General features: G+C 69.4%; 19 protein-coding genes and 2 pseudogenes. 10 read left to right on the top strand and 11 right to left on the bottom strand.

The genetic code is table 11. The annotated features are described in order from the left end of the window. Together ACRSBM_RS19800 and lysA are read left to right on the top strand one after the other, a co-directional pair. On the top strand, positions 1-1,104 hold the full coding sequence (locus ACRSBM_RS19800; protein WP_434445097.1) for a winged helix DNA-binding domain-containing protein: 1,104 nt from the start codon (positions 1-3) through the stop codon (positions 1,102-1,104). A 143-nt stretch (positions 1,105-1,247) separates the two neighbouring features. Continuing rightward, positions 1,248-2,561 carry a diaminopimelate decarboxylase gene (lysA, locus tag ACRSBM_RS19795; protein WP_434445096.1) on the top strand — a complete coding sequence of 438 codons (1,314 nt, stop codon included), beginning with the start codon at positions 1,248-1,250 and terminating at the stop codon, positions 2,559-2,561. 1 nt (position 2,562) lies between these two features. Here lysA and sph read toward each other — a convergent pair whose 3' ends face one another. Together sph and ACRSBM_RS19785 are read right to left on the bottom strand one after the other, a co-directional pair. Beyond that, entirely contained in the window at positions 2,563-3,486 is a 924-nt protein-coding gene (gene sph / locus ACRSBM_RS19790; protein WP_434445095.1) for a sphingomyelin phosphodiesterase, read from the bottom strand. A 158-nt stretch (positions 3,487-3,644) separates the two neighbouring features. Then, positions 3,645-4,235: a bifunctional 4-hydroxy-2-oxoglutarate aldolase/2-dehydro-3-deoxy-phosphogluconate aldolase gene (locus tag ACRSBM_RS19785; protein WP_434445094.1), complete on the bottom strand. Its 591-nt coding sequence runs from the start codon at positions 4,233-4,235 to the stop codon at positions 3,645-3,647. A 106-nt stretch (positions 4,236-4,341) separates the two neighbouring features. On the opposite strand from ACRSBM_RS19785, the gene ACRSBM_RS19780 reads away from it, so the two are divergent. From ACRSBM_RS19780 to ACRSBM_RS19770, 3 genes and pseudogenes are all read left to right on the top strand, one after another. Next, positions 4,342-5,109, top strand: coding sequence for a class I SAM-dependent methyltransferase (locus ACRSBM_RS19780; protein ID WP_434445093.1), 768 nt, complete (start codon positions 4,342-4,344; stop codon positions 5,107-5,109). 16 nt (positions 5,110-5,125) lie between these two features. After that, the gene (locus ACRSBM_RS19775; RefSeq protein ID WP_434453514.1) at positions 5,126-5,356 is read left to right on the top strand and encodes a hypothetical protein; all 231 of its coding nucleotides are present in this window, start codon (positions 5,126-5,128) and stop codon (positions 5,354-5,356) included. Then, positions 5,311-5,420: pseudogene (locus ACRSBM_RS19770) on the top strand (IS481 family transposase); the annotation flags it as partial. The gene ACRSBM_RS19775 and the pseudogene ACRSBM_RS19770, both read left to right, overlap by 46 nt. A gap of 90 nt (positions 5,421-5,510) precedes the next feature. Here ACRSBM_RS19770 and ACRSBM_RS19765 read toward each other — a convergent pair. From ACRSBM_RS19765 to ACRSBM_RS19755, 3 genes are read right to left on the bottom strand one after another with little or no spacing between them, the layout of a single operon-like run. Beyond that, a complete protein-coding gene (locus ACRSBM_RS19765; protein WP_434445092.1) occupies positions 5,511-5,930 on the bottom strand; it encodes a YbaB/EbfC family nucleoid-associated protein in 420 nt (139 codons plus the stop codon). 16 nt (positions 5,931-5,946) lie between these two features. Next, on the bottom strand, positions 5,947-6,924 hold the full coding sequence (locus ACRSBM_RS19760) for a hypothetical protein (RefSeq protein ID WP_434445091.1): 978 nt from the start codon (positions 6,922-6,924) through the stop codon (positions 5,947-5,949). After that, on the bottom strand, positions 6,921-7,271 hold the full coding sequence (locus tag ACRSBM_RS19755; RefSeq protein ID WP_434453513.1) for a hypothetical protein: 351 nt from the start codon (positions 7,269-7,271) through the stop codon (positions 6,921-6,923). Before ACRSBM_RS19755 ends, ACRSBM_RS19760 begins: the two co-directional genes overlap by 4 nt. Here ACRSBM_RS19755 and ACRSBM_RS19750 point away from each other — a divergent pair. Next, a pseudogene (locus ACRSBM_RS19750) lies at positions 7,195-7,561 on the top strand (transposase); the annotation flags it as partial. The gene ACRSBM_RS19755 and the pseudogene ACRSBM_RS19750 overlap by 77 nt on opposite strands. After that, complete coding sequence (locus ACRSBM_RS19745; RefSeq protein WP_434453133.1) at positions 7,541-8,119, top strand: transposase; 579 nt, start codon at positions 7,541-7,543, stop codon at positions 8,117-8,119. The pseudogene ACRSBM_RS19750 and the gene ACRSBM_RS19745, both read left to right, overlap by 21 nt. A 94-nt stretch (positions 8,120-8,213) precedes the next feature. On the opposite strand, the gene ACRSBM_RS19740 is transcribed toward ACRSBM_RS19745, so the two are convergent. Genes ACRSBM_RS19740 through ACRSBM_RS19720 form a run of 5 tightly spaced genes read right to left on the bottom strand, consistent with a single transcriptional unit; the run spans position 8,214 to position 11,893 of the window. Continuing rightward, complete coding sequence (locus ACRSBM_RS19740) at positions 8,214-8,384, bottom strand: hypothetical protein (RefSeq protein WP_434445090.1); 171 nt, start codon at positions 8,382-8,384, stop codon at positions 8,214-8,216. 28 nt (positions 8,385-8,412) lie between these two features. After that, positions 8,413-8,895 carry a hypothetical protein gene (locus ACRSBM_RS19735; RefSeq protein ID WP_434445089.1) on the bottom strand — a complete coding sequence of 161 codons (483 nt, stop codon included), beginning with the start codon at positions 8,893-8,895 and terminating at the stop codon, positions 8,413-8,415. A 12-nt stretch (positions 8,896-8,907) separates the two neighbouring features. Continuing rightward, positions 8,908-10,098, bottom strand: a complete 1,191-nt coding sequence (locus ACRSBM_RS19730; RefSeq protein WP_434445088.1) for an ABC transporter permease — start codon at positions 10,096-10,098, stop codon at positions 8,908-8,910. Next, positions 10,095-10,775: an ABC transporter ATP-binding protein gene (locus ACRSBM_RS19725; protein WP_434445087.1), complete on the bottom strand. Its 681-nt coding sequence runs from the start codon at positions 10,773-10,775 to the stop codon at positions 10,095-10,097. The genes ACRSBM_RS19730 and ACRSBM_RS19725 overlap by 4 nt, the downstream gene beginning before the upstream one ends. Continuing rightward, positions 10,772-11,893 (bottom strand): efflux RND transporter periplasmic adaptor subunit, encoded by a 1,122-nt coding sequence (locus tag ACRSBM_RS19720; protein ID WP_434445086.1) that lies wholly within the window; start codon positions 11,891-11,893, stop codon positions 10,772-10,774. The genes ACRSBM_RS19725 and ACRSBM_RS19720 overlap by 4 nt, the downstream gene beginning before the upstream one ends. A gap of 130 nt (positions 11,894-12,023) precedes the next feature. Here ACRSBM_RS19720 and ACRSBM_RS19715 point away from each other — a divergent pair, with 130 nt between their 5' ends. Genes ACRSBM_RS19715 through ACRSBM_RS19705 form a run of 3 tightly spaced genes read left to right on the top strand, consistent with a single transcriptional unit; the run spans position 12,024 to position 14,650 of the window. Then, a complete protein-coding gene (locus ACRSBM_RS19715; RefSeq protein WP_434445085.1) occupies positions 12,024-12,872 on the top strand; it encodes a helix-turn-helix domain-containing protein in 849 nt (282 codons plus the stop codon). Then, positions 12,787-13,020 carry a DUF397 domain-containing protein gene (locus tag ACRSBM_RS19710; RefSeq protein WP_434445084.1) on the top strand — a complete coding sequence of 78 codons (234 nt, stop codon included), beginning with the start codon at positions 12,787-12,789 and terminating at the stop codon, positions 13,018-13,020. Before ACRSBM_RS19715 ends, ACRSBM_RS19710 begins: the two co-directional genes overlap by 86 nt. 58 nt (positions 13,021-13,078) lie before the next feature. Continuing rightward, positions 13,079-14,650: a hypothetical protein gene (locus tag ACRSBM_RS19705; RefSeq protein ID WP_434445083.1), complete on the top strand. Its 1,572-nt coding sequence runs from the start codon at positions 13,079-13,081 to the stop codon at positions 14,648-14,650. Here the strand turns inward: ACRSBM_RS19705 and ACRSBM_RS19700 are convergent. Further along, positions 14,643-15,221 carry a TetR/AcrR family transcriptional regulator gene (locus ACRSBM_RS19700; RefSeq protein ID WP_434445082.1) on the bottom strand — a complete coding sequence of 193 codons (579 nt, stop codon included), beginning with the start codon at positions 15,219-15,221 and terminating at the stop codon, positions 14,643-14,645. The genes ACRSBM_RS19705 and ACRSBM_RS19700 overlap by 8 nt on opposite strands. Positions 15,222-15,270 lie beyond the last annotated feature (49 nt).

The following is a 15,270-nucleotide window of genomic DNA, read 5'->3' as shown; positions in this document are numbered from 1 at the left end:
ATGACCCTCACGGCACGTCAGCTCAACCGCGCCACGCTCGACCGCCAGATGCTGCTGCGGCGCGAACCGGTCGACGTGCTGACGGCCGTGGACCGGATCGTGGCGATCCAGGCGCAGGAACCGGCGTCGCCGTACGTCGCGCTGTGGAACAGGGTCTCCGGCTTCGACCCGGCCGACCTGGACGAGGCGTTCGCGAGCGGGGTGGTCCGCAAGGCATCGCTGATGCGGATCACCCTGCACGCCGTCACGGCCGCGGACCACGAGGTGTTCCACCACGCGATGCTGCCCGCGCTGCGCGCCTCCCGGTTGTACGACAAGCGCTTCCAGGGCATGGACATCACGATCGAGCAGGCGGACGCGCTGCTGGAGCACCTGCTGGAGTTCGCGCGAACGCCCCGGCAGAAGGCGGAGATCGAGGAACTGCTGCACTCGCACGCCGGTGACGTCGGCCAGCCCGGCGTCTGGTGGGCGCTGCGGACCTACGGCGGGCTCGTGCACGCCCCGACGGGCGGCCCGTGGTCGTTCGGGCTCAGGCCGTCCTACCAGGCCGTGACGACCGAGCCGCGCGAACGGCCGGCGTGCGTGGCCGAGATGCTGCGCCGCTACCTCACCGGGTTCGGCCCCGCGACCGTGCCGGACATGAACCAGTTCACGATGCTGCCGCGCACGACGATCCGGGAAGCGCTGACATCGCTCGAGCTTGAGCGGCACGGCGACCACTACGACGTTCCCGACGGAACGATCCCGGACGAGGACACCCCGGCGCCACCGCGGCTGATGGCCATGTGGGACAGCACGTTGCTCGCGTACGCCGACCGCAGCCGGATCATCCCGGACGAGTACCGCAAGCTCGTGATCCGCAGCAACGGTGACACGCTGCCGACTCTCCTCGTCGACGGGCAGGTCGCCGGGGTGTGGCGGCCGACCGGGGACGGAGGCGTTGAGGCGACGGCCTTCCACGCCCTCGACGACGACCAGTGGGCCGGTCTGGCGGAGGAGGCGGAGTCGCTGCGCAAGCTCCTCGGTGACCGCGAACCGCAGGTCTACCGGCGTTTCGCGCGGTGGTGGAACGGCCTTCCGGCCCACGAGGTTCGCACTGTGTGAAACCGGCCGCTGCGAGCGCGGGAGGACGAGCCAGTGACCCGCGTTACGGCGTCCGTCAGGATCGCGTCAAGGTAGCCGTCCGGAGTGTCAGGGTCTCGTCCGTGGCCTGGGCATGAGGGTTCTCCGGGCGTGCAATCGGGGTCATGACACTCGCGGAGCTGCTACCCGGCATCGGATGCTCCACCGAGCCGGTGCTGGAAGAGGGGCTGTGGCCGGACGGCACCGTGCTGTCCGGCTCGGACCTCGTCCTCGGTGGAGTCCCCGCCACCCGGATCGCGGCCCGGTTCGGCACGCCCTGCCAGGTGCTGGACGAGGCAACGGTCCGGTCCCGCGCCCGCGCGTTCGCCGCGGCACTCCCGGACGCGGAGGTGGTGTTCGCGGGCAAGTCGTTGCCCTGCCCCGAGGTCTACCGGTGGATGGCAGGCGAGGGCCTGTCGCTGGACGTGTCCTCGGCCGGAGAGCTCGCACTCGCCAAGGCCGCGGGCTTCCCGGCGCGGCGGATCGTCCTGCACGGCAACGTGAAGACGGCCGAGGATCTCAAGTCCGCCCTGGAGTACGGCGTTTCCCGGATCGTCGTCGACTCCTTCGACGAGATCGCCCAACTCGGCGCGTTGGCGACGCACGGCCAAGAAGTCATGATCCGCGTGACGCCCGGAGTCGACGCCCACACCCACGCGGCGGTCGCCACCGGCGTCGAGGACCAGAAGTTCGGCTTCTCACTGGCGTCCGGCGCCGCCCTGGAAGCGGTCCTGCGCGTGGTCGAGCAACCCTCGTTGAACCTCGCCGGGCTGCACTGCCACATCGGTTCCCAGGTCAGGCATGTCGCGAGCTACGAGGAGGCCGTGCGCCGCATGGTCGGCCTGATCGCCTGCTGCGGCACCAGGATCGGGCGACTCGACCTCGGCGGCGGCTTCTGCGCGCCGTACCTGCCGGGCGAGCCGTCGTTCGACCTCACCGGGTTCGCGCACCGGGTCACCGGCACGCTCAACTACGAGTGCGGCGTGCGTCGCGTGCCGGTTCCGCGCGTGCTCGTCGAGCCGGGCCGTTCGATCGTCGCGAACGCCGGCGTGACGTTGTACCGGGTGTGCGCGGTCAAACGCGGGGTGAACCGCACGTTCGTGGCTGTGGACGGCGGCATGAGCGACAACCCGCGCCCCGCCCTGTACGGCGCCAGGTACGCGGCGAGGCTCGTCGGGCGCGGCGGCAGGCTTCGGCGGGTGACGGTCGTCGGCAGGCACTGCGAAGCCGGCGACGTGCTGGCCGAGGACGTGTTGATCCCGCACGACGTGCACGCCGGTGACGTGATCGCCGTCCCCGTGACGGGCGCCTACCACCACGCGCTGGCCTCGAACTACAACCAGGTCTGCCGCCCGCCGGTCGTCGCCGTGCGGGACGGCGTGGCGCGACCGATCGTGCGGCGCGAGACGGAGGAGGACCTGTTGCGGCGATACGTCTGACTCAGCCGGCGAACACGGGGTAGTGGTCGGACAGGTCGTTGTACGTGTACTTCCGCCCCCAGGACCAGATCGACCACTCAGGACTCTTCACGCGCCGGGTCTCGTTGCGCAGCACGGGTCCCTCAACCGTCAGCACGTAGTCGAGGTGCTCGGACGCGTACTCGGGCCCGTACTGGTCGCGGCACACGCTGTTGTCCGCGCAGTCCCACGAGAACGGGTGCCCGCCGACCTCCGGCGTCGAAGCGCCCAGCTCGGCGACCATCCGCGGGAACTCGGGACCCGCCTTGACCACGTTCAGGTCGCCGGCGACATAGACCGGCTCGGACGCGGGGATGTTCCGCGCGTCGAGGAACGCCTTGATCTCGGCCCGCTGCTGGGCCCGGTACCCGCCCGGCGCGCTCGTGCACGTCGAGTCCTCGGCCTGCATGTGCGTGCCGATCACGTGCAGCGGCCCGGACGGCGCCTCGATCCGCACGTACGCGAACCCCTTGTTGGAGAACCAGTCCGCGCCGCACGAGTCGCGGTAGACGTGCTGGACGCGGGTGGTGATGGGCCACCTGCTGAGCACGGCGGTGCCGCCGTCCTCCGGCGTGGAGGAGCTGTAGGCGCCCGAGGTGACATCCCACCCGGCCGTGCCGCGGCCGACGACGGGGGTCTGGTGCGGATAGGTGTCGCGGAGGTTGGCCAGCAGGCGGTCGGAGGCGGCGTTGTCGAACGCCTCCTGCAGCACCACGACGTCCTGGCCGTTCAGCACGCCGGTGCTGTCGATCAGGTCGGCGCGGGCGAGCTGTCCCCAGTTGGGGTAGAGGTTCCGCGACAGCATGAACACGTTGTAGGTGGCGATCTTCGCGGCGGCGGGGGCCGCGGCCGCGGGTGCGGCCGAGATCGTCAGGGCGACGGCGGCGGCGAGCGTGATCAGACGCATGAGGCCCGATGCTGGCGGACGTGAATGTCTTTCACAACCGTCCGCGGTCGGCCTGATGGTGTCGTATCGATTAAGTGTTGCCGCAGTTCAGCGGACCCAGACGAGGATTGCCCCGATCCGCTCGACCTGGCTGGTCGCGTGGTGCCGCTCAAGCCGGTTCAGGGCCGGATGAGGGCCTTGACGTCCTCGATCGGCGTGCGGGCGAGGGCCGACCCGACCCCGCACGCCACCGCACCGGCCGCCAGCCACGCGGGAACGTCAGCCGGAGCGACGCCGCCGGTGGGCACCAGCGGCGCGTACGGCAGCACCGCGAGCACGTCCCTGATCCATCCAGGTGTGGGCGCGGGGAAGACCTTCACCGCGTCCGCGCCCGCTTCCAGTGCCTGCACGATCTCCGACACGGTCCCGGCGCCCGGAAGCACCGCGGCGCCGTACCGGTGCCCGGCCCGGATCACCGGCACGTCGAGGTTCGGCGCCACCAGGAACTGGGCGCCGGCCCGCACGGCGGCGACGGCGGAGGCCTCGTCCAGCACGGAACCCGCGCCGATCACGGCGTCCGGGTAGGCCGAGCGCAGCTCACTGATCGCCGCCAGGGCGCCGGGGTTCGTCAGCGGCAGCTCGAGGGACGTGAGGCCCGCGTCCAGCAGCGGAACCGCGGCCTGAACGGCGGAGGAGGCGTCACCGGTGCGGATGATCGCGATGATGCCCTGCCGCACGACTGCCTGGGTGATCTCGTAGCGGTAGCTCACGCTCGTCAGCCTAGGATCTTGCGCCGTTGGCAGCGCCGAGGGTCACCGCCTTGCCAAATCCGCAAGTGACCGTGCACGTAGCGCACGACCGTCCTACCTTGGCCTTATGAGCGAACACGGACATGGCCACGGCCACGGACATCACGACGGCCACGGGCATGGCCACGGCCATGGTCACGGCAACGGTGACGACCTGGCGGACGTCCTCGACCTCGACGCGGAGCTCCTCGCCGGGCACACCGCGTCCATCATCGAGTGGCTGCCCGTCTCGAACCCCCGCCACATCGTCGACCTGGGCGCCGGCACCGGCGCCGGCACGTTCGCGCTGCTGGCGAGCTTCCCCGAAGCGCACATCACCGCGGTGGACTCCTCGGTCGACCACCTGGGACGACTCCGCGACAAGGCGGGCGAGCTCGGCCTGGCCGACCGCGTCCACACCGTCCTGGCGGACCTCGACGCCGAGTGGCCCGACCTCGGCAAGCCAGACCTCGTGTGGGCCTCGGGTTCGTTGCACCACATGGCCGACCCCGACGACACCCTGCGCCGGCTCCACGACACGCTCGCTCCCGGTGGCGTGGTCGCCGTCGTGGAAATGGCCGGGATGCCGCGGTTCTTCCCCGAGCAGGCTCCGGACGGCCACGACGAACGCGTGCCCCACCGGGGTGCGGACTGGGGACCCAAACTGACCGGGGCCGGGTTCACCGTGGAGGGTGAGCGCACCGTCACCATCCACATCGAACGGTCACCCGCCGTGGAACGGTACGCGCGCATCGTTCTGCGAAGGCACCTCGATCCCGAGGCGGTCGAAGACGCCCTGCGTCGTGACGACCTCTCCCTGCGCACCGAACGCGAAGTATGGGCGGCGAGCAAATGAGCGAAACCCGGACGGCGTGACCACCGAGGTGCCCGACGGCGGCGCCCTGGAGTTCGACGCGGGCCGCTACGGCTGCGCGGGCGGCGCCGTCGTGTACTTCCGCTTCGAGAACGGCCTGATCACGCGTATCGAGGAGTGCGCCTGGCTGTATTTGGCCGAGACGTCGGTAGCGGCTAGGGTCCACGCGGGCCGGACGCTCTCGTGTCCCACCGTAACGCCCGGACCACGCTCCTGGGCAGACTGCTGATCGTCGAGCGGCATCAGGTCGGCTGGCCCGAGCCCATATCGCGGCGGCGATGGGGATCAATCGCGGCCTCACGCTGGATCCGGCGGTGCAGGAGGCGATGAACACCGTGCTGCTCACCGAGTTCTGCGGCTCACCCTGACACCTGAAGACCCCGCTACCAGGCGTCCTCGGACAGCCTCGGCTCGGGCGGTTCTTCTTCCTGGGCGGGTGGCGCGGCGGGTGGGGGTGTCACGTGCGGCGGTTCCGGCAGCCAGTCCGGCAGTTCGTCTATCACGCCGCCGTCGATCAGCGTCGCGTAGAGGTTGCGGACCTCGGCACGTGCCCGCGCAGCCGCCTTCTGGATCGCGGCGGTGACCTGTGTGGCGAGCGTGGCGTTGGCGTGCCGCGACGTGCCGAGGTCGAGCGAGGTGAGCATGCCGGTCGAGTCGACCACCACGGTGATCGACCCGTCCGGCGAGCTCGCCGTGCCCGTGATCTCCCGTGCTCTGGCCAACGTGTCCGCCATGACCTTCACCGAGTTGCGCCGCAACGCGCGCACGTGCATCTCGCGGAACTCGTCCTCGAAAGCGGCCATCGCGAGCCGGCCCCTGTCAGCCCAGTCGGGCGGAGATGTTCGACGGCTCGGCCTGCTGAGCCTGCTTCTCCTTCTTGTCCAGCCACTGTTCGACGCCGGGCGTCGGGTGCTCGGGCGCGAGCTGGCCCTTGGGGTTCCGGTCGAACTCGCCCATGTCCAACGGTGCCGGCGGCGGTGCCGGTCGCACCTCGTTCAGGTGGGCCAGTTTGTCCGCGACCTCGGTGGTGATCGCGCTCGTCAGGCGTTCCTCCAGCTCACGGCACACCGCGAGGTAGTTGTGGGCGATGTCGGCGAACAACTCGCCGCCGAGCGACTCCTTCGCCACCTCGGCGCCTACGTCTGCGATCGCGGAGCCGGCGGCCGCCACGAAGGTCCCCGCCACCATGGAGGCCGGAGCGGTGACCACAGCCAACGCGACGCCCGCGAGCGCGCCCAGCGCGGTGATCAGGACCTTCTGGTCGGACGCCCGGTCCTCCTCGACCTTCTGCCCGAGCGCATCGATGAACTGGTTGGCGATCTTCAGCCAGTCTTCGCGGGCCGCCTTGATGATGCTGCCGTACGCGAGCACCGTGGCGGCCAGCCTGGTGCCCCGGTCGCGCTCGTCGTTGACGTAGTCCATCAGGGCGCCGCCGTAGTCGGCACACGCCTTCTGCGCCGCACCGGTCCAGTTGCGGAAGGTGTTGGTGCAGCCGCTCTGGAAGTTCTCCATGCCGTCGTCGATCTCACGGCTGTTGCGCACGAGCGCCTCGTACACCGCACCGACCTCGTCCAGGGGCTGACCGCTGAGCAGCATCGGCACCCGGAAGAAGTCCTCGTAGGCAACGCCTTGGACCGGCAGCCCCTGCAAGGCCTGCCTGTTCCGCTCGAACGGGTCGCTGGACTCGACGGTCAGGAAGTGCACCCAGGTGGCCATCACCGCCAGCAGTGGGAAGCTCCCTCGCAGTGCCTCGGTGAAGGTCGGGTCCAGGTTGTAGTCGGAGACGCTGTCGGTCACGGCTGCCCCCGGAAGCTCTCCGCGTTGGCCTCCTCGACCGTGCGGTAGGTCCGCACCACGTCCTCCAACGCCTCGTGAAACTCCTCCAACGACCGCACGGCCGCGCGCTGCCCCTCGACCAGCGCCGCGCTCACCGTCCCGTACAAAGGGATGATCACGAGGTTGGCGGGCATGACGGTGAGACCGCCTCCCATCACCGTGGCGGCCGGGTGGTCCTCGATCTTCTCCACGTCCTTCACCAGCTGGGTGAAGTGCTCCACCGCCGGCCGGATGTCCTTGCGGATCCCGTTCTCGATGTCCGCGAGATCCGCCTGGAAAGTGCCCATCGAGTCCCCCCTCTCGGTCACTCCCGACAGCCTAGCGACGGCGACCGAGATCACTCCGGGTTTCCGGAGAAGCTGGCGGTCAGCCCGCGGTCCCGGTCAGCAGGTCGGTGATCTGCCGGGTCAGCCAGGGGGTGTCGGCCGGGGAGAGGTGGCGCATGAGTTGACCGATGAGCAATGGCAGGTGATCGAGCCGCTGTTGCCCGCTTCGGGTGTGAAGGGTCGTCCTCGGGTGGACGACCGGCGGATGATCAACGGGATGCTGTTCAAGGCCAAGACCGGTGTGGCGTGACCTGCCGGAACGTTATGGGCCGTGGAAGACGGTTTACAACCGGTTCTGGCGCTGGTCGCGCAACGGCACCCTCACGACATTGGTGTCGCGGGTCCGGGTGATCGCCGAAGCGATCGACGAGCTCGACCGCGAGGTGTCGGTGGACTCCAGCATCGTGCGCGCCCACCAGCACGCGCCGGAGCCCGCCGCACACCCGTGGCCGCGTCCCGCACAGGGGGCGGACGGATCGCGCGGTGGGCACAGCGAGCCAGCTGATCATGCCATCGGCCGCTCACGCGGCGGACCCACCACCAAGATCCACCTGGCCTGCGACGGCCACGGTCGACCGCTGTCGGTGGTATTGACCGGCGGCAACGTCAACGACTGCACCCAGTTCATCACCGTCATCGGCCACCACCGCGTGCACGTCGCGCGCGGCGAGCAGGCGTGGCACGTCGATCGCCGTGGTTCCGTTCTGCCGCAACCCGAGCGCGCCGAACACCTCGATGAACGGCATCGCCCCGGACGGCCCGACCGTGATCGGCACCCGCCCGCTGTTGCGCAGGAAGTAGTGACCCGCGCACCGCGCCGCACGACATGACTATCCACGCCGGGTGCGGCGCAGCACAGCCGTCATGCGTGCGATGACCTCCTCCAGGCTGAACGGCTTGGTGATGTACCCGTCGCCGCGATCGTCAGACCGGTGATACGGTCGTCCGCGCCGTCAGATACAGCACGGGCACCTGGACGCCGTCGGAACGCAGCCGCAGCACAACCTCGAACCCGTCCCGGTCGGGCAGCACCGGATCCGGCGTGTCACCGCGCGCCGCCTGGAGGGCCTCGCCGCCGGTCGCCGCGCTGGTCACGGTGAATCCCGCGCGCGTGGATCGGGCATCAGCCGGTGGCCGGCCGCTGGGTGATCGTCTGCCCGTCCACCGTGCCGTCCTCGCCTGCCTGGCCCTGGACGACGACCTGCTGCCCGGCCTCGAGGTCGCTGAGCTCGCCCTCCGAAGAGATCTCCACCTTCGTGGTGTCCGAAGTGGACACTTTGACGACCTGACCGTTCTGCGTCTTCACGTAGACCGTCGTACCTTCGACGCGGTCGATCGTTCCGATGGTGCCGCGCCCGAAGTTGCCACCGTTGGGCCGGTTCTGACCCGACGGGGGAGTGCCGCCGTTGAACTGCCGCCCCGCGAGGTTCTGTCCGGGCGTCTGACTGGCACCGAAGGACTTCTGCACGAACACCCCGCCGACGAACGCCACGATGGCGAGCACCGCGACCCCGAGGACGATGGTGGTCTTGCCGAAGCCCGCCTTGCGCTCCTTCAGCTCGTCCGAGATGTCGTTCTCGAGCGGCTGGTCGAGTGGGTTGGTCACGTCCGGGGACTCCTATTCGTGCCGGAGGGCTTCGATGGGACGGAGCTTCGCGGCGCGGGAGGCCGGGTAGCTGCCGAAGAACAGGCCGATCAACGCCGACACCGCGAACGCGAGCAGCACCGACGACGGCACGAGCACCGGCTGGATACCGGCGATGGTGAACCGGCTGCCGATCATCCCCGCGGCCACGCCGAGCGCCCCGCCGAACAGGCTCAGCAGCGTCGCCTCGACCAGGAACTGCCCGAGGATCGACGACCGCGGCGCGCCCACGGCCTTGCGGATGCCGATCTCGCGGATCCGCTCGGTGACGGTGACCAGCATGATGTTCGTGATGCCGATCCCGCCCACCAGCAACGAGATCGCCGCCACCGACGCCAGCAGCACGGTGAACGTCTCCGTCGTCGCGGTCCGCGCGGTGAGCAGCTGGTCCTGGCTGAGGATCCGGTAGTCGGCGGTGCCGGTGATCTTGTGCCGACCGTTCAGGATCGTCGTCACCTGCGCCTGCGCGTCCGGCAGCGCGTCGGCCGACCGCGCCTGCACCACGATCTGGGTCAGGCTGCCGTACCCGGTCAACGCGTTCTGCGTGGTCGTCAGCGGCGCCACGGCCAGGTCGTCCGCGTCCTGCAACCCGCTGGAACCCTTGGCCGCCAGCACCCCGACGACCGTGAACGGGATGTTGTTGACCAGCATGGGTTTCCCGATCGGATCGGTGCCGGGGAAGAGCTGGGTCGCGACCGTCGCGCCGATCACCACGACCTTGCGCGCCTGCTGGACGTCGTTGTCGGAGAACAGGTTGCCCTGCGCGACAGCGCTGTTCGTGGTGTCGAAGTAGCGCGGGTCCGAGCCGATGAACTGCCCGATGTCGTGCGTGGTGTCGCCGTACCCGGCGGTCGCCTGCGCGGAGACCACCGGCGACGCGTACTTCACGGCGGGGGAGTCCTGGCCGACCAGCGCCGCCGCGTCCGCCGTCGTCAGCGGCTTGCTCGTGGTGCCGGGCTGGGCGCGCTGCGGGCTGATCGTCAGGACGTTCGTGCCGAGCCCCGCGATGCTCTGCTGCACCGCGCTCGACGCGCCGTTGCCGACCGCGATCAGCAGGATCACCGACGCGACACCGATCAGGATGCCCAGCGTGGTGAGTCCGGACCGCATCTTGTTCGCGGTCAGGCCCCGCACCGCGAAGGCGGCGATCTCGAAGAAGCTCACACCAGCACCCCCGCGACTGTGCCGTCGACGACCCTCACGGTCCGCATGGCGTGGCCGGCGACCTCGTCCTCGTGCGTGATCAGCACGACCGTGCGGCCGCTGGCGTTGAGGCGGTCGAGGATGCCCAGGACCTCGCGGCTGGAGTCCGTGTCGAGGTTGCCGGTCGGTTCGTCGGCGAGCACGATCGCCGGCGAGGTGACGAGTGCGCGGGCGATCGCGACACGTTGCTGCTGGCCGCCGGACAGTTCGTTGGGCCGGTGGTGCGTGCGGTCCGCCAGGCCGACGAGCTCGAGCGCCGCCAGCGCCCGCTCACGACGCTGCGCCCGCCGAACTCCCGCGTAGACCAGGGGAAGCTCGACGTTCGCGAGTGCCGAGGTGCGCGGCACCAGGTTGAAGGACTGGAAGACGAACCCGATCTTCCTGTTGCGCAGCAACGAAAGCTGCTCCTCGTCGAACTCGCCCGTGTCGATCCCGTCGAGCAGATATTTGCCGGACGTCGGCACGTCGAGGCACCCGAGGATGTTGAGCAACGTCGACTTGCCCGACCCGGACGCGCCCATGATCGCGATGTACTCGCCCTTCTCGACGGTCAGATCGAGGCCCCGCAACGCGTGCACGGCCGTGTCGCCGTTGCCGTACGTCTTGCGGAGGTCCCGGACCTCGATCACCGGGCTCATCGACCGGTCCCGGTGAGGCCGCCGCCGTTGCGCTGCCCGCCGCCTGTGCCGGGGAACTGGCCGCCCTGCTGCTGACCGGTGCGGTTCTGGTTGGTCGACGTGGTCACCTGCGGGAGCACGACCTCCTCGCCCGCGGCCAGCCCCGACTTGATCTCCACGTACTGGTCGCCCCGCACGCCGACCTCGACGGTCCTGCGCGTCTCGGCGCCGTTCTCCATGACCTGCACGGAACTGGCACCGCCGACCGTCTGCACGGCCGCGGCGGGGACGGCGAGGACGTTGGCCGCCCCCGCCACCGTGACCTCGACACTCGCTGACTGCCCCGGCCGCAGCCCGGCCGGCGGTTCGGTCAGCGTCAGCGTCACGCCGTACTGGACGACGTTCTCCGACGTCGTGGGGGTCAGGTCGACCTGGGTGACCTTGGCCTGGATCGGCTGCGACTGCATCGCGTTGACCGTGACGGTCGCGGCCTGGTCGGCCTTCAGCTTGCTGACGTCGGACTCGGAGACGTTCGCGTGCAGCACCAGGTTCTTCAGGTCGGTGACGACGACGAACCCGGACGTGGCCGCCGAAGTGGTGCTGCTGCTGGTCGTCGAGCTGGTGTTACCGCCGGCCACCTTCTGGCCGACCGAACCCGTGACGGACGTGATCGTCCCGTCGCCCGGCGCGGTGAGGGTGGTGGCGGCGAGGGCGTCCTTCGCTTGCTGGAGCGCGAGCTGCGCCTGCCGGTACGCCGTGAGCAACGCGGTCGTGCCGGTGCCCTTGTCCAGAGCGGCGTTCAGGTTGCCCTGCGCGATGTCGACCTGCAGCTGCGCCTGCGTGGGGTCGAGCTTCGCGAGCTGCTGGCCCTTGGTGACGACGTCGCCGACCTTGACGTTGATCTCGGTGACCGTGCCGCTCGCCCCGAACGACGCGGCGGCACTGAACGAGCTCTGCACCGTCCCCGCCGCCGTCACCACCTCGCTGACGTCCCGGTTCGCGGCCGCGGCCGTGCGAGCGGCGGTGGGCTGGGCGCTGCCTGAGGAACCGAAGAACACCAGGTAGCCGGCCACGCCGGCGCCGAGGAGCACCACCACCAGCAGTCCGTTGATCACCAAGGATCTGCGACGTCGAGTCATGGCTCGGGATCCTCGGCCCCGAAGCTGTGTCAGAGCTGCGAGTTTCCTGGGAGCCGGCTGAAGATCGGCCGGTTGGTTTTCACCCGAACGAGCCCCTTGTTGCTCTTCGAGCAAGCCCTACGGTCGAGCCATGGCCACGAGTACTCCATCCACCGCACTCAGCAGGGACCTCGGCGACGAACTGCGCAAGGTCCGCGAGACCTGCGTCAACCTGACGGGTGCCGCGTTCGCTGTGCGCCTGGGGTGGGACCCCAGCAAGGTCTCGACCCTGGAGAACGGCAAGTACCGCCCGAGCGAGATCGACCTGTTGCAGTACCTCTCGATGCTCGGCAAGGACATCGACTTCTTCGAGGACTTCAAGCGCCGCTACCGCTGCGCCTTCGAGGAGTACATCGTCCAGGTGCCGGACAACCTGCGGACACTCGCGATGGCCGAGGCGACCGCCACGACGATCACGAGCTATGACGTGCAGGCGGTGCCGGGCCTCATTCAGACCCCTGAGTACGCAGACGGGATCTACCGGCTCACCGGATTCGTCCCGGAGGAGCGGATTCCCACGGTGGTCCAGTTCCGGATCGATCGGCAGGCGATCTTGAAGCGACACGATCGGCCGACCTGCTTGTTCTACATCCACGAGCACGCGTTGCGGATGCAGGTCGGCAGTCCGCAGATCATGGAGGACCAGTACGCGGCGCTGCTGTTCAGCCCGAACAAGATCCGCATCGTGCCTGCCGGCGTTTCGGTCGCGTGGACCAGTTGCGTGTTGTGGGAGTACGAGAAGGCGATGCCGGTGGCCTTCACGTCGACAGACCTGGCGAAGGTGTTCGTGCAGGATCCGGGCGCGATCGCCCGTACCCGCCTGCTGTTCGACCGTTTGGCTGAGGTCGCCTTGGATGAGGAACAATCGCGGAGCAAGCTGGCGGAGTACGTCGGCCGACCGCGAGAGGACTTCGATGACCCAGGAACGCGCATGGCGTAAGAGCAGCTACAGCGGCGGGACCGAGGACGACAACTGCGTCGAGGTGTCGCTGTCCGCCGACGCTCTCGTCCGTGACTCCAAGAACCCCTCCGGAGGCGTCCTGACCTTCACTTCGTCCGCCTGGAAAAACTTCCTCGAGAATCGTTGAACCGTCTCCCGTCTCAGCACGTGTACCCGCCGTCGAGCAGGAACGAGGGGGACGGGTCATGGACGAGAAGACGGTGCTGGTGGGCAGGATCGCTCCGACGGTGATGCTGCCGAAGCAGGGCAGCCGGGTCGTGCCGCTGCGCCAGGCCACCCCGCTGCGGGTGGACGTGGCGGGCGGTGGCCCTGTCGGTCTCGCGTTCGCCTGCACCGTGAAGTCGCTGCTGGGTGACCAGGTCTCGGTCCGCGTCCACGACCGCCGCTGGATGCGTCAGGGCAGCCGCATCGTGTGGAAGGGTCTGCCCGAGGGCAACAACCGCCGCGAACAGGTCGTGACGCTGCAGAGCAACGTGTGGGCTTCGTTGCCCACCGCCGTGCAGCAGCGGCTGTTCGCGCCCGGCAAGTTCTCCGAGATGTGGCCCCTCGGCCCGGACTCGCCCGCGTCGAAGGGCCGTCCGCGCAACATCAAGATCCGCTGGATCGAGGACTGCCTGCTCGACATGGCGCAGGACGTCTACGGCATCGAGGTCGTCCCCGGCGCCTACACCGCGCCCGCCCGCTTCGACGGCCTGCACGTCCTCGCCATCGCGGACGGCGCCCGCTCCGCCACCCGCGACGCGTTCTCCGCGCAGTTCGGCACCCCGAGCCGCGAACTGTTCTCAGTGGACGGTTCCCCGCTCGACGAGCGTGTGCTCGGGATCCGCGTCACCGCCAAGGTTCCCGACGAGCACACCGTGCCGCTGACCGTGGCGCAGAACAGGTTCCTCTTCAACTCGCTCGGCGGCGGCTTCATCAACATGCGGCTGACCGCCGAGGAGGCCTCCGAGATCGTCGCACTGGGGGAGAGCGGCCCGGTGCCGTGCATCGGCAAGTTCGGGTGCGCCATGCGTCCTGCGGGCGGCCGTTTCGTCTGCGATCGTCACCGCGCGGTGTTCAAGCCGTCGGTCGACAAGCTTTCCTACCTGTGGCCCCGGATTCTCGACGGTCTGCGCTTCTTCGGCGTCGGTGTGGCCGACGTCGTGGGCATCAACTCGTTCACCCTCGGCATGCAGCAGATGTCGAAGTTCACCGCCCAGCTCGCCCCCTCGACGTTCGGGTTCCTGCTGGGAGACGCCGCGAACTCGCTGCACTTCTGGCCGGGCCGCGGCCTGAACACCGGGCTCAAGAGCGCGCTGTCCCTGGCCGTGAACCTGCAGAAGCGCTGGCGGGGCAAGGCTTTCCGCGCCGCCGACTTCGCCCGGCACGAGGGCGTCATGCAGCAGCTCCAGTACCGGGAGAAGTCCCGCGCCTGGACCACCATGCTCATGCCCGACTCCGAAGGCACGCCGCGCGGCATCGAGGACCGCATCCGCGAGGGCCTCCAGGGTCCGTACGACCGCGCCGCCCTCGTGCAGACGCTGTTCGAGCGCGTGTTGGACATCAAGAAGCGCATGGGCGACCGGATGGGGCCGCTGGCGACCGACGAGTGGTACTACGGCCGGGTCAGCGCCCTGGACACCCGCACGTTGAAGGTCATGGTGGAGTCCGGGGCGTGGATCACGCGCGAGATCGGCGGTGAGGAGGTCGAGGTGCCTTCGGCCGTGCCGGCTACTGCCCCGGAGCCGGTCCGCCGGGGCCTCTCGCTGGTCAGCTAGCCGGGTTCTGGCTGACCGTCGTGCGCAGAGTGCGCACCGCGTCCAGCAGAAGATCGCGCAAGGTCCGGGTCTCGCCCGGTCGCGTCCATTGCCGGAACGCCGCCTGCTGCGCGAGCATGGCGGCACCCGCGGCGAGGAACGCCGTTTCCGGATCACCGCACCGCGCGTGCAGCGCGGCCGCGACGGCCTCGGTGAGCGCGGCGTTCTTGCCCAGTTCGCGCTCCAGCAACTCCGGGTTCGCGGTGACAACAGCGTGACGGCGCGCCACCACGGCACGGTGATTCTCGAACATCTTGTCGGCAACGACTTCCAGCGCGCGCACGACAGCGTCGAGCGGCGGCACGGTGTCGTCGCTCGTTGCGATCTCGCGGACGACCTCCTGCTGGAGCTCTGAGCTCAACCTGAACAGCACCTCGCGCTTGTCGGCGAAGTGGTTGAAGAACGTTCGCTGGGTGAGCCCCGCCCGCTGGACGATCTCGGCGACCGTCGTGCGCTCGAACCCCTGCTGGTCGAAGAGCTCCAACGCGGCGGTCTGCAGGCGCTCGGCTGCGTCCGGTTTCCATCGCGGCATGCCGTGAGCCTAGCGACTGCACAATGTGCACTCGCTGGTGCTAGGGTGA

It is taken from the genome of Lentzea xerophila, assembly GCF_051094245.1.
GTDB lineage: Bacteria > Actinomycetota > Actinomycetes > Mycobacteriales > Pseudonocardiaceae > Lentzea > Lentzea xerophila.
Note: the sequence above shows the minus strand (reverse complement) of the source record. Positions and strands in the feature narration are given on the sequence as shown.

Coding starts and splice junctions, on each gene's coding strand:
- ACRSBM_RS19710 (WP_434445084.1), top strand. CDS start 12,787: ATGAGGAACAATCGCGGAGCAAGCTGGCGGAGTACGTCGGCCGACCGC.
- sph (WP_434445095.1), bottom strand. CDS start 3,486: ATGCGTCTGATCACGCTCGCCGCCGCCGTCGCCCTGACGATCTCGGCC.
- ACRSBM_RS19765 (WP_434445092.1), bottom strand. CDS start 5,930: ATGGCCGCTTTCGAGGACGAGTTCCGCGAGATGCACGTGCGCGCGTTG.
- ACRSBM_RS19780 (WP_434445093.1), top strand. CDS start 4,342: ATGAGCGAACACGGACATGGCCACGGCCACGGACATCACGACGGCCAC.
- ACRSBM_RS19700 (WP_434445082.1), bottom strand. CDS start 15,221: ATGCCGCGATGGAAACCGGACGCAGCCGAGCGCCTGCAGACCGCCGCG.
- ACRSBM_RS19715 (WP_434445085.1), top strand. CDS start 12,024: ATGGCCACGAGTACTCCATCCACCGCACTCAGCAGGGACCTCGGCGAC.
- ACRSBM_RS19800 (WP_434445097.1), top strand. CDS start 1: ATGACCCTCACGGCACGTCAGCTCAACCGCGCCACGCTCGACCGCCAG.
- ACRSBM_RS19705 (WP_434445083.1), top strand. CDS start 13,079: ATGGACGAGAAGACGGTGCTGGTGGGCAGGATCGCTCCGACGGTGATG.
- lysA (WP_434445096.1), top strand. CDS start 1,248: ATGACACTCGCGGAGCTGCTACCCGGCATCGGATGCTCCACCGAGCCG.
- ACRSBM_RS19720 (WP_434445086.1), bottom strand. CDS start 11,893: ATGACTCGACGTCGCAGATCCTTGGTGATCAACGGACTGCTGGTGGTG.
- ACRSBM_RS19725 (WP_434445087.1), bottom strand. CDS start 10,775: ATGAGCCCGGTGATCGAGGTCCGGGACCTCCGCAAGACGTACGGCAAC.